This window comes from Streptomyces sp. NBC_01445 (genome assembly GCF_035918235.1).
GTDB lineage: Bacteria > Actinomycetota > Actinomycetes > Streptomycetales > Streptomycetaceae > Streptomyces.
Window position 1 is genome coordinate 4,380,392 of record NZ_CP109485.1, and the last position, 14,092, is coordinate 4,394,483.

Sequence of the window (14,092 nt, forward strand, 5' to 3'; positions counted from 1 at the left end):
CGACATGAAACATACGTACAAGTACCGCCTGCGCAGTCCGATGGGAGGGCTTGCAGCAGATCTTACGGCCGAAAATTTGAGCGATCCCCTCCCCGACACATATCGGCTGCAGATTGACCGAAATCTATGGCTGACCCCGCCGGTAGATATTAACTGGCGTGACTCCGCATGGCTTTCATTCGGACTGTCCGCGCACGCTGACGCTTTGAACCGAATCCATCCGGGAGACTTGGTCATCAGGGTTACGGCTCTCACATTTCCGATGGCAAGCTTCCGGTCCGAGGTTTCAGCTCTGGCCATGGACGGATGGCTTCGAACGCAGTTCCCGCTGCAAGATGTCGGCCTGCGTGCCGAATTCAACCCCTCCAGCCATTCATATAACTTCCATTGGGGGAACATCTCGAACCCCTTCGATGATTCGCAGTACTTTTGATCAACGAGAGTTCATTTGAGAACATCGGAACGAAACCGGCGCTGAGCCCCGCTCCCGAATCTGAGCCCGTTGACCGGTGGCTCCGCAGTCGCTGAACTTCGGCCGTCGCGTTGATCGACTGCCTGGAGGCCAGGGAAAGATGGAGGTCATGACAGGGAAGCATCGGATCGATCAGAACGGCAAGATCGATCGGGAGTCGACGATTGCGAGTTGCGGTCTCATTACCACAGGGGCTCCCAGAGGAGGCCCTCGACCCGAACACCGCCATCCTCGCAGCGACGAGCGGAAACGTCCGCCCCACCGCTACGGTCGGCATCAAAGATGCGAACTCGATGAACACGCTGGATACGCTCTGGGACACCATCGCCAAGCCGCTAATCACGCCGCTTCCTGGAGAGTTCCTAATTATTCTATGGGGAAAGGGAAGCATGAGGGATGGATGGTTCCGTGCCCAATACTCCCTCACCTCAAAACTACCATCGCGCATTTGCGAAGCAATCGGCAGACCTGAATTCTTTGCCCTGTCGTTGAACGGCAGAGATTTTAGCGCAGTCACTGTTGAGGAAGACGACTATTGGGTCGTCACTCACACATATGAAGTAAACGACAATCGAGCTAATTGTCCGGATGTCGACGGCCTGCAGTTCGACGATCCGTTGCACCACCTGTCGCATGACGAACGAAGAGAGCTGGTCACGGACTTCCCCGCGTTCCTGCGCCGTCTCGATTCGTTGTGGGAATCCGGGAGTCTGCCGCAGCAGTTCACTCGCTGACGTGACCTCGTAGCGCCTGGTGGGGCGGCGGGCGGGGGATTCGGGTGTTCCGGCAGAATCGCGTTACGCCTGCGCGCCGTGCAGGCGCGCGAGGGTGGGGGTTGATTGTGAAAAAGGTTGTCGGCGGGGTCGTGTTGGGTGCCGTTGCTGTCGGGGCCGGGCTGTGGGGTGTTCTTGGGCCGAGCGGCGCTCGGGAGGCTCGGGCCGCGTCGCCGGCCGCCTTCAAACTGTGGGCCGCCGCCGCCCATGCCGCCGTCGCGCGTGAGGGCGGGACCGCCACCTTCAACCAGCGCAACGGCAACGGAGTCTCCGGCGCTCACCAGCTCGGCCTGCGCAAGGGCGGCCACGCCACCATCCGTATCCGCGATCTCGACCAGTCCCCCGAGAAGGCCGCGATGCTCGAGAGCCGGACGTATTCACTGACCTTCGCCTGCGCCGGTTCGGGCAAATTCACCGTCCACGCCGTCGGTGCGAAGGCTCTGCGCCGGGACATGTACTGCACGCCCACCAAGAAGATCGAGACCGTCAGCCTGAACCATCTTGAGGGAAGCCGCATAGGCGAGCGCCGGTGGGACGGGCGCATGGACCTGACCATCACCACCCACGGCGTGCAGGGCGTCCTCTCCTGGCACGCCGCCCAGATGTTCACCGCGGACTGACCACACCCGGCCCGCCGTACGCCGACGCCGTACCAGTACGCGGGAGCGTCGCCCACATGCGCGTACCGCCGCCCGGTTCACGTGCCGGGCCGAATCCCCAGTCACCCCCACAAGTGCGGGTGACGCAGGCCAGCAGGCGCAACGCCGCCCGGCGCCGGGCCTCGCAGGCCGCGGCGACCCGGGCGTTCGCGTGGCGCGGGTGGCTGTCGTACGTGATCAGGCGCAGCGCGTCCTCGCGATAGCGCAGCGATACGTAGATCTCGGGCGAGGCGGTGAATTGGCAGGCCGTGGCTGTCAGTTCGGCGATCGCCTGAAGCGCCGCGTCCAGGATGTCGCGCAGTCCGTGCGCCGCGAGCAGCGTGCGGGTCGCTGCGCGGGCCATCGCGGGTGACGTGAGCGTGGAGGGGAGGGTGAGGCTGTACGTGAGGTTCTCGGGCGTGGGGGCCGTACGGTCCGCGTGCGCGGGGCAGGCGGAGAGGGTGACCGGCATGGCGAACTCCCTTGTGGGGTGGAGTGGGCAACAGTCGGTGGCTCGTCTCCCTGACGCGAACCCGACCCTTCCAGGGAGGAAGCGTGCGGGCAGGCTCGCGCGATGCACTGCCAACTGCTCTGTGTAGCTTGTGCGTTACTGACTGTAGAGCGCTGCATGGTTACATTGCCACCTTGCGTGAGAAATTGACCCGACCAGGGCCACTTGGCGGCTTGGAGCGGCAGACTGCTGGCGACCATCGCGGAAGGAGTGGCATGCCACCGAGGACCACGCCCACGGAGCGTCAGAAGCGCCTGGGCAGCGAGCTGCGCAAGATGCGGTTGGCCGCCGGGGTCACTGCAGAGCAGGCCGCCGGGCTGCTCGGCCTGGACCGGGCGAAGATCTCCAACATCGAGACCGGCATCCGCACGATCAATCCCGACCGGCTGCGCACTCTCGCCTGCAACTGCGACTGCTCGGACACGGCCTACGTCGATGCGCTGGCCGAAATGGCCCGACCCAACGGTCGTGGTTGGTGGGAGCGATATCGCGGTGCCCTGTCCGCCGACCTCCTCAACATCGCCGAGCTGGAGTCGTACGCCGCCCGGATGCGTACCACCCACACGTCGCACATCCCAGGTCTGCTTCAGACCAGCACCCACGCCATAGAGCTCTTCCGGGCAGTGCTGCCTCCGTTGCCCGAGCAAGAGGTGGCCTTACGACTCGCCTATCGCGTCGAGAGGCAGGGAGTTCTCGACGGCGACGACGCCTCTGAGTATGTGGGCATCGTCCATGAGGCCGCCTTGCGCATGCAGTTCGGCGGCGCCAAGGTCGCCCGCGAACAGCTCGACCATCTCCTGATGGTCTCCGAGCGACCCAATGTGCAACTGCTGATCATTCCGTTCACCGCGGGCACGTTCCCCGGGGCCGGGCAGACGGTGAACTACCTCGAAGGTCCCGTACCGCAACTGGACACTGTCCAGGTGGACAGCTCGCATGGTCCGGAATTCCTAGGGGATGAGGCGCAGTTGGCCAAGTACCGTGCCCACTTGGACTGGATGGAGCGCATCGCCCTGGCGCCTGCGCTCTCACGCGACTTCATCCACGCCATCGCCCGCAACCTGTGAGGAGCAGTCCGATGCCCGACATCACATGGGAAGACCCCTTCTGCGGCGAGGGAGCGAGCTGCTTCCGCCTAGGCACCGACCCCGACGGCAACGCCTACATCACCGTCGCCGGGGGCGAAGAAACGTATCTCACCGACTCCCGCGAAGCGCTCCGCGCGATGATCCTGGACATCAAGGCCGGCAAGGCGGATCACCTGCTCTGATCCGGCTCCGTCACTCGCGCAGTGGCGCCTGCGCCCGCATCCGCGGAGCGGCCCGCCCGTACCGCCCCCGCCGCACACACGACCGTCGCCGCCAGCAGCGTCCATTCCAGGGTCCCCATCCAGCCCGGGACCAGGTCGTACGTCTTGCCGTCCGCGTAGACGCACGTCGTCTGCGCGGGGAAGGGCGTGCGGTGGACCGACTGTGCCCGTTCGTAGATGCCCGTGGTGAAGGCCGAGCAGGTCTGGAGGGGGTCGCTCTTCGGGGAGCCCGTGGTGAAGAACGCGAGGGCGTAGACGGCGGCCAGTGCGGCGGCCCCGGTGATCGCCAGCCTGCTCAGGCGGGACGCCGCCTTCGCTCCGCGGACGCCGGTGAGTTCCAGGGCGAGCGCGCCCAGGCCCGACACGGTCAGGACCACGACCGCCGCCCAGAAGATCCAGACGAGTGTGCCCGCGCTGGAGAGGGTCGTGCCGTCCTCGTACACGCAGCTCACGTTGGGCGGGAAGCTGCTCTCCTCCAGGCGGAAGCGGCCACCCGGACCGACCATTCCCTGGGCGCACCGCTCGTCCTGCTCGGAGATCCCGGTGACGAGCCAGGACACCATCCACACGACGAACGTGGCCCCGAGGGCAACCCCGAAGACCCCCCACAACCGGTCGGCGTCACGCCGCGATGCACGTATGTTCGGCATGACGCGGGAGCCTAGCGAACGCTCGTCAGAAGAACTCCGACCACGGCTGGTCCCAGATCTGTTGCGCGCACAGGACGATGAACAGCAGGCCCGCCACCGCCAGCATGCCGTTGCTCAGCCAGCTGTTGCGCCATTCCCTGGGTGTCCGGGATGAGTTGAGGAGCCAGATCAAGGTCAGGGACAGGAAGGGCATGAAGGCCGCGCCCAGGACCCCGTACAAGATGATCAGGCGGAACGGCTGGCCCTGGAAGAGGAGGACGATCGGGGGGAACGTGAGCCAGAGGAGGTAGGCACGGAACGGCCAGCCCTTCTCTCGTCGGCCCGTTGCCACGTCCTCGCCCGTCACCGACACCCGGTCCGCGCGGACGCGCGTCCGGCGGTAGCGCTCCACGAAGTCCGCGAACATCAGGCTCACCCCGTGCCACACCCCGATCAAAGACGTGAAGGACGTCGCGAAGAAGCCGATCAGGAAGAGCTTGGCCGTTGCCGTGCCGTACTGCGCCTGGAGGATCGCCGTCAGGTCGATCAGGCCCTTGTCGCCCGACGCGATCGACGTGTGCGAGGCGTGGAGAAGTTCAGCGCCCACGAAGAGCATCGCCACGACGAAGATGCCCGTCGTGATGTACGCGACCCGGTTGTCCAGGCGCATGACCTTCATCCAGCGCGCGTTCGTCCAGCCCTTCGCGTTGACCCAATAGCCGTACGCGGCCAGAGTGATGGTGCCGCCGACGCCGCCGATCAGGCCGAGTGTGTTGAGGATCGAGTCCTTCTCGTCGGGGAGTACGGGGAGCAGGCCCGCGAACGCGTCGCCGAGGTGCGGGGTCACCCGGATCGCCAGGTAGACCGTGACGACGAACATGACGCCCACGAGGACCGTCATGACCTTCTCGAAGACCGCGTACTTGTTGAACCAGACGAAGACGAGGCCGATCAGGCCGCAGATGATCGCCCACGGCTTGATCGACCAGTCGGCCGGGAACACGTCCGGGAACAGGGCCTGGAGCGGCAGCGCGCTCGACGACATCGCCGCCGCGCCGTACACGAAGCCCCAGACGACGACGTAGACGACGAAGAAGTACGTCGTCCAGCGGCCCAGGCTCGCCCAGCCGTCGAACAGGGTGCGGCCCGTCGACAGGTGCCAGCGGCCCGCCGCCTCCGCCAGGCTGATCTTGACCAGACAGCCGATCACCGCCGCCCACAGCAGGGTGTAGCCGAAGTTGCTGCCCGCGATCAGCGTGGCGACCAGGTCGCCGGCGCCGACGCCCGTCGCGGCGACGACGATGCCGGGGCCGATGTACTTCCAACTCGACTTGCGGGGGCGTGAGTTGAGGTGAGCGGTGCCGGTTCCCGTTCCTGTGGTGCCTGTGGTGTCCGCCATACCGTCAAGGAAGCGTAAAGCGGGGCGGCGGACAAGGGGGCTTGCGGGAACTGGCGCCGATCAGTCCTCGAAGTACGCGTCCAGGACCTTGTCGAGCTCGTCCGCCCACTCCTGGGCGCGCGCCTTGTTCGGGGCCTCCACGTCGTTCGGGTACCAGCGGCTGTCCGGGGTGTGGACCGTGACGGTGAGGCGGCGCCGGGACGTGCCCACCTCGACCGCGCCGACCTCGTCCCAGCGGAACTCGGCCTCCTGGTCATCGAGTTGGAGGCGTACGCCCGTCGCGTCCGCGGTGATCGAGCCGCGGCGGTCGGAGGCCGTGAAGTCCGGGCCGGCCGTGTCAGCGGAGGGGGAATCGGTCGGGGCGTCGGTCAGGTCCGCGGCGGGCTCGTCCTCGGTCCCGGAGACAGACTCCGACTCCGACTCCGTGTCCGGCTCATCCGACGGTTCCGCCGGTTCCGTCGGCTCCGCCTTGCCCAGCGAGAGACCGTTCTCCTCCGAGGCCTGGCGCGGGGGCATGAGGCCGGGGACGGAGGCCGGGTCGGCACCGGCGGCGTCTACGGGCGTGACCTTCTGAGTGTCTATGCTCTGCTCCACGGAGCGAAGTATGGCGGACGAGCCTGTGGGGCGGGAGCCTCAGCCCTGCGGAACGTCGTCGTCACTGCGCGCCGTCACCCGTGTGCCGGTGAGTTCGGCGCCAAAAGTGCCGAGCGAAGCGCGTGGAACACATAGATAGTTGGCTGGTGGTGATGGAAACGATGAGCCTCACCACAACGTCCCGCCGTCGCCATGGCCTTCTTGCCGGCGCTGTCCTGCTGACCGTCCTGTCGGCCGCGCTGTTGGCCGCCCATGTGTCCTTCGACGGGGACACGTTCCAGCACTGCCGGTATCTGGGGCCTTCGACGCGGATGTACGTCACGGCTTGGGCTGGGCCCCTCTGCAGTGCGGCCGTGCTGGTGGCGCACGGGTTTCGGCGTGCGCGTGCCTGGCCCGTCACCGTGTGCGCGGTTCTTGCCCTGTTGCTGCTGTGCGTGCAGTTCGTGGCGCTCTACTGGGTGTACGCGCCTGAACCCTCGGGGGGTTACGACTGTTCCGGGATCGCAAGCCTCACGCAGTGAGGCGTCGGGCCCGCGGAGCGTTGCTCCGTGGGCCCGACGCCTCAGCCGTCAGCGCACAGCCCCTGTTCTAGACGAACAGGCTGATCACCGCCGCCACCGCGAATCCCGCGACGGACAGGACCGATTCGAGGACCGTCCACGTCTTGAGCGTGTCGCGTTCCGAGATGCCGAAGTACTTCGAGACCATCCAGAAGCCGCCGTCGTTGACGTGCGAGGCGAAGATGGAGCCCGCCGAGATGGCCATGATGACCAGGGCGGTGAAGGGCTGGGAGTAGTGGCCCGCCTCGATGAGGGGCAGGACGATGCCGGCCGTCGTGACGATCGCGACCGTGGCCGAGCCCTGGGCGACGCGCAGGACCAGGGAGATCAGGTAGGCGAGGACGATGACGGGCAGGCCCACGTCGTTGAACGTGTCGGAGAGTGCCTGGGCGACGCCGCTGCCCTTGAGGACCGCGCCGAAGATGCCGCCCGCGCCGACCACCAGGAGGATGTTGGCGACCGGCTTCAGGGAAGCCGTGGACACCGTCTCCAGGGACTTGCGGGACCAGCCGCGGCGGATGCCCAGCAGGTAGTAGGCCAGGAGCAGGGCGATCGTCAGGGCGACGAAGGGGTGGCCGAAGAACTCGATGACCGAGCGGACCGTGGAGGGGTCGAGGGCGATCGAGGAGAACGTGGCCAGGAGGATCAGGACGAGCGGGGTGCCGATGATCGCCAGGACGGTGCCGAGCGGGACCGGCTTCTCGGTCGGCTTCACGCCGGCCTTGCGCTGCTCCTCGACGAGCGCGGCCTTCGCCTCGTCGGCGGCCTCGACCATGTCCTGCGGGACGGGCACGAAGATGCGCTTGCCGATCCACGCGGACCAGGCCCAGGCGGCGAGCACGGCGGGGATGCCGCAGATGATGCCCATGAGGATGACCCAGCCGAGCTGCACGTGGAGCAGTCCGGCGGCGGCGACGGGGCCGGGGTGCGGGGGCAGGAACGCGTGGGTCATCGACAGGCCGGCGAGCAGCGGCATGGCGTAGAGGACGATCGACTTGCCGCCGCGCTTGGCGGCCGCGTAGACGATCGGCGCGAGGACGAAGATGCCGACGTCGAAGAAGACCGGGATACCGAAGATGAGGCCGGTGAGGCCCATGGCGAGGGGGGCGCGCTTCTCGCCGAAGAGGTTCAGGAGGCGGGACGCCAACACCTCGGCGCCGCCGGAGACTTCGAGCACCGCGCCGAGCATGGTGCCGAGTCCGATGATGATCGCCACATGACCGAGGGTGCCGCCCATGCCGGACTCGATGAGGGAGACGGCGTCGGACTTCTGGACGGTGCCGAACAGCTCGGTGACGGAGAGGCCGGCCGCGAGGCCGACGGCTATGGAGACCGTCAGGAGGGCCAGGAAGGGCTGGAGCCTGACCTTGATGATCAGGAAGAGCAGAAGGATGATGCCGAGCGCTGCGCAGGTGAGCAGGCCCGCGGTGCCACCGATGATCGTCAGGAGACCACCGGTGTGGGGTGGCGCGGGGGCGGGGGCGGTCGCGGCGAGCGGTATGAGGGGCATGAGGGGGGACCTCGTAATTCCATGAAACTTTCAGGATCAGGGCAGGGTTGATCGCGGTGCGGCGCCCCGGGGGGGTGGACGCCGCACCGTGACGACGTACGGGTTACGGGTGTTGCGGAGGCGTCAGCTCAGGACGGCGAGCGCGTCGATCTCGATGAGGAGACCCTTGGGGAGACCGACGTAGACGGTGGTGCGGGCGGAGGCCGGGGCCTTGAGGCCCTGCTCCTCGAAGTACGCGTTGTAGATCGCGTTCATCTCGGCGAAGTGGTCGACGTCGGTGAGGTAGACGCGCATCATCATGACGTCGTCCCAGGTGGCGCCGCCCTCTTCGAGGATCGCCTTGACGTTGGCGAAGGTCTGGAGGGTCTGCTCGCGCAGGGTCGGGCCCGCGGGGGTGGGGGCCTGGCCCTCCACGGCCGGCAGGAAGCCGACCTGGCCCGCGACCTGAAGGATGTTGCCCTTCTTGACACCGTGCGAGAACTTCGCGGGCGGGGTCGTGTGCGTGGCGGGGGTGAGCGCGGTCTTCTCGGTCATCGTGAAGTGACTTCCTTTGTGGGGGCTTCTTTGCCGGCGGCCTTGGTGGGGGCCTCTTTGGAGACGGGTACGGCTCCGGAGTACTCCCGGCTGATCGCGTCGGCCGTGCGGCGGACCAGCGGGAGCAGGGTGAGGAGTTCCTCGGCCGTGACGACCACGTTCGGTGCGGAGACCGACATGGCGGCGACGACTCGGCCGTCCGCACCCCGGATGGGTGCTCCGACGCAGTTGATGGACTCCTCGTGGCCGCCGAGGTCGGTGGCCCAGCCCTGTTCGCGGACGACGGCGAGTTCCTTGAGGAAGGCGCCGGCGTTCGGGGTCGAACGGGCCGTGTACGTGGGGTAGTCGAGCTTCTCGGCGATGGCGCGGCGCTCGGCTTCGGGGAGGTCGGCGAGGAGGAGCTTGGCGACGGCGGCGACCGTGATGGCCACCGGCTTCCCGATGCGCGAGTACATGCGGACGGGGTAGCGGCTCTCCACCTTGTCGATGTAGAGGACCTCGTTCTCCTCGTACACGGCGAGGTGGACCGTGTGGCCGCACTTCTCGTTGAGCGCGGTCAGGTGGGGGTGGGCGATCTCGCGGACGTCGAGGTTCTCGACAGCTTCCTGGGCGAGGGCGAACAGGCGCGCGCCGAGGCGGTAGCGCTGGTCGGACTGGCGGTAGACCAGGCCGTGTTCGTGGAGGGTGCGCAGCAGGCGCAGGGCCGTGGACTTGTGGACGCCGAGGCGGTCGGCGACCTGGCCCAGGTCGGCGGGGCCCTCGGCGAGCAGCGGCAGGATGCTCAGCGCTCGGTCGACTGTCTGGCTCATGGCGTACGTACCTCCTCCACGGCCCCGTCGGCGGTCCAGCCGGGGCCGAGGTGCAGTGTGCCCCAGGAGGCGTCGTCGAGGTCGGCGAGACGGTCGGCGTGGGCGCGGCTCGGGGGCGCGGCGAGGTCGCCGGGGGTGGTGAGGGCGGCGGCGGCCATGAGGTGGCCGTGGCGCAGACGGGCCGGTACGGGCAGGCCACGCAGGGCGCCGGAGAGGTAGCCGGCGGCGAAGGCGTCGCCGGCGCCGACTGCGGCGACGACGTCCACGCGGGGGGCGGGCTCGGTGTGGCGTACGCCGTGTTCGTCGTAGGCGACCGCGCCGTCGCCGCCGCGCTTGACTACGAGCGTCGCGGGTTCGGGGAGGGCGGCGCGGATGGCATCGGGGCCGCCGGTGATGCCCCAGGCGTCCTCGGCCTCGTCCTCGCCGACGAAGACGAGGTCGGCGCCGCGGGCCAGGTCGAGCAGGACGCGGGCGTCGTCGGGGCGGGGCCACAGGCCGGGGCGGTGGTTGACGTCGAAGGAGACGAGGGGCCGGCCGGCGGGGATGCGGGCGGTGAGGTCCGCGGTGAGGTCGAGGCAGCCCGGCGAGAGCGCGGGCGTGATCCCGGACAGGTGCAGGACGCGGCCGGAGCGGATCGCGGCCAGGTCCATGTTCTGGCTGCTCATCGCGGAGGCGGCGGATCCGGCGCGGTAGTAGGCGACCTCGTGGGCGTCGGTGGCGCGGTCGCCCGCGGTGCGGAAGTAGATGCCGGTGGGGCGGGCGGTGTCGCGGCGTACGGCGGAGGTGTCGACGCCGTACGCGCCGATCGTGTCGACCAGGTGGTCGCCGAAGCCGTCGGCGCCGACGCGGCTCACCCAGCGGACGGTGTGTCCGGCGGCGGCGAGCACGCACGCCACGTTGGACTCGGCTCCGCCGATGCCGCGGTCGAAGGACGGTACGTCGGCGAGGCGCCCGGGTACGGACGGCACGAAGGTGACCATGGACTCGCCGAGCGTGACGACATCCACGGGTGCGTGGTGCGCGGGGGCGGCAGGTCCGGTGGCGGTCACGGTGGTTCGGGCTCCTCGTGGGATCTGGGCTCGCGCCCGGAGGGGATCAACAGCTCCGTTGACCCGGCGTTGGCTCGGATGTTAGACAGCAGTAAGCGACATACGCAATGACCGTTGCATTATTTGCAACGGCCTTCTTACGAGGAGGCTCCATGGCCGCCGACAGCGCCGTCAACGCCGTAGCCCGGCTCAGGGATCTGGATCTCGAGCGGGTCGACCACCGCTTCAAGGGGCTGCCCCCGGACGCGGAAGGCCTGACCGTCGGCGAGCTCGCGGCCGAGCGCCGCAACCTCTTCACCGGCGGCTTCACGACCCCGGTCCTCGCCCTCTCCGCCGAGCGCCTGGAGCACAACCTCGCGCTCATGGAGACATACGCCACTCGCCACGGCCTGGCCTTCGCACCGCACGGCAAGACGTCGATGGCGCCGCAGCTCTTCCAGCGCCAGATCGAGCACGGCGCGTGGGGCATCACCCTCGCCGTCCCGCACCAGGTGCGGATCGCGCGCGCCTTCGGCATCCAGCGGATCTTCCTCGCGAACGAGCTCGTCGACGCGGCGGCCCTGCGCTGGCTCGCGGGCGAACTCGACCGCGACCCCGGCTTCCGCTTCATCTGTTACGTCGACTCGGTGCGCGCCGTCGAGCTGATGGACGCCGCCCTCGCCGAGGCCGGGGCCACGCGGCCGGTCGACCTGGTCGTGGAGCTGGGCGCGGGCGAGGGCGCGCGCACGGGCGTGCGGACCGAGGCCGAGTGCTTCGACATCGCGAACGCCGTCGCCGCGGCGGACACGCTGCGCCTGGTCGGGATCGCCGGTTACGAGGGCGAGGTGCCGGACGCGTCGCCCGAGACCGTGGGCGCCTGGCTGCGCCGCCTGACCGCGCTGCTCGTCGAGTTCGACAAGGCGAACCGCTTCGCGGACCTGGACGAGATCGTGGTCAGCGCGGGCGGCAGCGCCTGGTTCGACGCGGTGGCCGAGGCGTTCGCCGAACTGCCCGAACTCTCCGCTCCTGTCCTGAAGTTGCTGCGCTCGGGCGCGTACGTGTCGCACGACGACGGCCACTACAAGCACCTCACGCCGTTCAACCGGGTCCCCGAGGAGGGCGCCCTTCACCCGGCGTTCCGGCTGTGGGCGCAGGTCGTCTCGCGCCCGACGGCGGAGCAGGCGTTCACGAACGCGGGCAAGCGCGACGCGGCGTACGACCTTGACCTGCCCGAGGCGCAGGTCGTGCGGGACGCCCGTACGGGCGAGGTGCGCGAGGCCACCGGTGTGACGGTGACGGGGCTGTCCGACCAGCACGGCTGGGTGCGCACGGAGGGGGGCGAGGACCTGGCGGTGGGCGACTGGGTCGGCATGGGCCTGTCGCACCCGTGCACGTCCTTCGACAAGTGGCAGCTGATTCCTCTCGTCGAGGCGGACGGCACGGTCGTGGACTACGTCCGGACGTTCTTCTAGGCGCCGGCCATCGGGGTCGCGGGTGTTCGGGTGCGGCTCTGGTGGGGGCTGGTCGCGCAGTTCCCCGCGCCCCTGAGATGCGCACTTCGTGCGGCATCTCATCGGGGAAGGCTGCGCGCAGCGCATGCCTTCAAGGGGCGCGGGGAACTGCGCGACCAGCCACAACGCACCCGCACCCGAACACCCGCACCCAAGAGAGGCACACCCACATGGACCTGGTCATCCGCGACGCGCGCGTCATCGACGGCACCGGAGGTGCCTCCTACCTGGCCGACGTCGGTATCCAGGACGGCCGCGTCACCACGATCCACCGGGAGGGCGACGGCGGCCCCCGCCCCTCGGCCCAGAAGACGCTGGAAGCGCACGGCCTCGCCCTGTCCCCCGGCTTCATCGACATGCACGCCCACAGCGACCTGGCGCTGCTGCGCGACCCCGACCACAGCGCGAAGGCCGCGCAGGGCGTCACGCTCGAAGTCCTCGGCCAGGACGGCCTCTCGTACGCGCCTGTGGACGACCGCACGCTCGCGGAGGTCCGCCGCGCGATCACCGGCTGGAACGGTGACGGTTCCGACATCGACTTCGACTGGCGCACGGTCGGCGAGTACCTGGACCGCCTCGACCGCGGCATCGCGGTCAACGCCGCATACCTGATCCCCCAGGGCACCGTACGGATGTACGCGGTCGGCTGGGACGACCGGGACGCGACGCCCGAGGAGCTCGACCGCATGCGGCAGCTCGTCGCCGAGGGCATGGAGCAGGGCGCCGTCGGCATGTCGTCCGGCCTCACCTACACGCCCGGCATGTACGCGAAGGACGCCGAACTCACCGAGCTGTGCCGGGTCGTGGCCACGTACGACGGCTACTACTGCCCGCACCACCGCTCGTACGGCGCCGGGGCGCTCGACGCGTACCGGGAGATGGTGGAGCTCACTCGGGAGGCGGGCTGCCCGCTCCATCTCGCGCACGCCACCATGAACTTCGGCGTGAACAAGGGCAAGGCACCCGAGCTGATCACCCTGCTCGACGCGGCGCTCGCCGACGGCGCGGACATCTCGCTCGACACGTACCCGTACACGCCGGGCAGCACGACGCTCGTCGCGATGCTGCCGAGCTGGGCCAGCGAGGGCGGCCCCGACGAGATCATGAAGCGGCTCCAGGACGACGCGACCGCGGAGAAGATCCGGCACCACATGGAGGTCATCGGGGCGGACGGCTGCCACGGTGTACCCATCGAGTGGGACGCGATCGAGATCTCCGGTGTGTCCGACCCGGGGCTCGCGTCCTGCGTCGGCAGGACGGTCCAGGAGTCGGCCGACATGCGCGGCGAGGCACCGTGGGTGACCGCGCGCCGGCTGCTCATCGACGACAAGCTGGGCTCGACGATCCTCCAGCACGTCGGCCACGAGGAGAACGTGCGGGCGATCATGCAGCACCCGGTGCACACGGGCGGCAGCGACGGCATCCTCCAGGGCTTCAAGCCGCACCCGCGCGCGTACGGCACGTTCCCGCACTACCTCGGACGGTACGCGCGCGAGCTCGGCATCATGTCGCTGGAGGAGACGGTCGCCCACCTCACGTCCCGCCCCGCGGCCCGCCTGCGCCTGGCCGACCGCGGCCTGGTCCGCGAGGGCTACCGCGCCGACCTGGTCCTCTTCGACCCGGAGACGGTCGCGGCGGGCTCCACCTTCGAGGCCCCGCGCACGCTCCCCGTGGGCATCCCGCACGTCCTGATCGACGGGAAGTTCGTGATGGAGGACGGGCGCCGCACGGATGTCCTCGCGGGGCGGTCGGTCCGCAGAACGGCGTAACCGCCCCGGACGGTCTGGGTGGGCGCGGGCCCCCGCGCCCACCCGC

At 68.9% G+C, this 14,092-nt stretch carries 16 protein-coding genes; 8 read left to right on the top strand and 8 right to left on the bottom strand.

Going from position 1 to position 14,092, the window contains the following annotated elements; translation table 11 throughout:
- Positions 1-4 precede the first annotated feature (4 nt).
- From OG574_RS19790 to OG574_RS19800, 3 genes are all read left to right on the top strand, one after another.
- On the top strand, positions 5-433 hold the full coding sequence (locus OG574_RS19790) for a hypothetical protein (protein WP_326774314.1): 429 nt from the start codon (positions 5-7) through the stop codon (positions 431-433).
- A gap of 332 nt (positions 434-765) precedes the next feature.
- Complete coding sequence (locus tag OG574_RS19795) at positions 766-1,206, top strand: hypothetical protein (RefSeq protein ID WP_326774315.1); 441 nt, start codon at positions 766-768, stop codon at positions 1,204-1,206.
- A gap of 107 nt (positions 1,207-1,313) precedes the next feature.
- Positions 1,314-1,865 (top strand): hypothetical protein, encoded by a 552-nt coding sequence (locus OG574_RS19800; RefSeq protein WP_326774316.1) that lies wholly within the window; start codon positions 1,314-1,316, stop codon positions 1,863-1,865.
- Here OG574_RS19800 and OG574_RS19805 read toward each other — a convergent pair.
- Positions 1,852-2,355 (bottom strand): ATP-binding protein, encoded by a 504-nt coding sequence (locus OG574_RS19805; protein ID WP_326774317.1) that lies wholly within the window; start codon positions 2,353-2,355, stop codon positions 1,852-1,854. The genes OG574_RS19800 and OG574_RS19805 overlap by 14 nt on opposite strands.
- Before the next feature lie 254 nt (positions 2,356-2,609).
- Here OG574_RS19805 and OG574_RS19810 point away from each other — a divergent pair, with 254 nt between their 5' ends.
- Both OG574_RS19810 and OG574_RS19815 read left to right on the top strand, forming a co-directional pair.
- Positions 2,610-3,461 carry a helix-turn-helix domain-containing protein gene (locus OG574_RS19810; RefSeq protein WP_326774318.1) on the top strand — a complete coding sequence of 284 codons (852 nt, stop codon included), beginning with the start codon at positions 2,610-2,612 and terminating at the stop codon, positions 3,459-3,461.
- Positions 3,462-3,472: 11 nt separating this feature from the next.
- Positions 3,473-3,664, top strand: a complete 192-nt coding sequence (locus OG574_RS19815) for a hypothetical protein (RefSeq protein WP_326774319.1) — start codon at positions 3,473-3,475, stop codon at positions 3,662-3,664.
- Here the strand turns inward: OG574_RS19815 and OG574_RS19820 are convergent.
- The 3 genes from OG574_RS19820 to OG574_RS19830 are packed head-to-tail and all read right to left on the bottom strand — an operon-like array spanning position 3,652 to position 6,325.
- A complete protein-coding gene (locus OG574_RS19820; RefSeq protein WP_326774320.1) occupies positions 3,652-4,353 on the bottom strand; it encodes a hypothetical protein in 702 nt (233 codons plus the stop codon). The genes OG574_RS19815 and OG574_RS19820 overlap by 13 nt on opposite strands.
- 25 nt (positions 4,354-4,378) lie before the next feature.
- A complete protein-coding gene (locus OG574_RS19825) occupies positions 4,379-5,731 on the bottom strand; it encodes an Nramp family divalent metal transporter (protein ID WP_326774321.1) in 1,353 nt (450 codons plus the stop codon).
- Between the two features lie 60 nt (positions 5,732-5,791).
- On the bottom strand, positions 5,792-6,325 hold the full coding sequence (locus tag OG574_RS19830) for a hypothetical protein (protein WP_326774322.1): 534 nt from the start codon (positions 6,323-6,325) through the stop codon (positions 5,792-5,794).
- A gap of 161 nt (positions 6,326-6,486) precedes the next feature.
- Here OG574_RS19830 and OG574_RS19835 point away from each other — a divergent pair, with 161 nt between their 5' ends.
- Positions 6,487-6,846, top strand: a complete 360-nt coding sequence (locus tag OG574_RS19835) for a hypothetical protein (protein WP_326774323.1) — start codon at positions 6,487-6,489, stop codon at positions 6,844-6,846.
- A 67-nt stretch (positions 6,847-6,913) separates the two neighbouring features.
- Here OG574_RS19835 and OG574_RS19840 read toward each other — a convergent pair whose 3' ends face one another.
- The 4 genes from OG574_RS19840 to OG574_RS19855 all read right to left on the bottom strand — a co-directional run bounded on the left by OG574_RS19840 (position 6,914) and on the right by OG574_RS19855 (position 10,787).
- Positions 6,914-8,395: a GntP family permease gene (locus OG574_RS19840; protein ID WP_326774324.1), complete on the bottom strand. Its 1,482-nt coding sequence runs from the start codon at positions 8,393-8,395 to the stop codon at positions 6,914-6,916.
- A gap of 123 nt (positions 8,396-8,518) precedes the next feature.
- Entirely contained in the window at positions 8,519-8,929 is a 411-nt protein-coding gene (locus OG574_RS19845; RefSeq protein WP_100598214.1) for a RidA family protein, read from the bottom strand.
- Positions 8,926-9,738 carry an IclR family transcriptional regulator gene (locus tag OG574_RS19850; protein WP_326774325.1) on the bottom strand — a complete coding sequence of 271 codons (813 nt, stop codon included), beginning with the start codon at positions 9,736-9,738 and terminating at the stop codon, positions 8,926-8,928. The genes OG574_RS19845 and OG574_RS19850 overlap by 4 nt, the downstream gene beginning before the upstream one ends.
- A complete protein-coding gene (locus tag OG574_RS19855) occupies positions 9,735-10,787 on the bottom strand; it encodes a sugar kinase (protein WP_326774326.1) in 1,053 nt (350 codons plus the stop codon). Before OG574_RS19855 ends, OG574_RS19850 begins: the two co-directional genes overlap by 4 nt.
- 152 nt (positions 10,788-10,939) lie before the next feature.
- Here OG574_RS19855 and OG574_RS19860 point away from each other — a divergent pair, with 152 nt between their 5' ends.
- Both OG574_RS19860 and OG574_RS19865 read left to right on the top strand, forming a co-directional pair.
- Entirely contained in the window at positions 10,940-12,238 is a 1,299-nt protein-coding gene (locus OG574_RS19860) for an amino acid deaminase (RefSeq protein WP_326774327.1), read from the top strand.
- A gap of 209 nt (positions 12,239-12,447) precedes the next feature.
- Positions 12,448-14,046: an N-acyl-D-amino-acid deacylase family protein gene (locus tag OG574_RS19865; RefSeq protein ID WP_326774328.1), complete on the top strand. Its 1,599-nt coding sequence runs from the start codon at positions 12,448-12,450 to the stop codon at positions 14,044-14,046.
- Positions 14,047-14,092 lie beyond the last annotated feature (46 nt).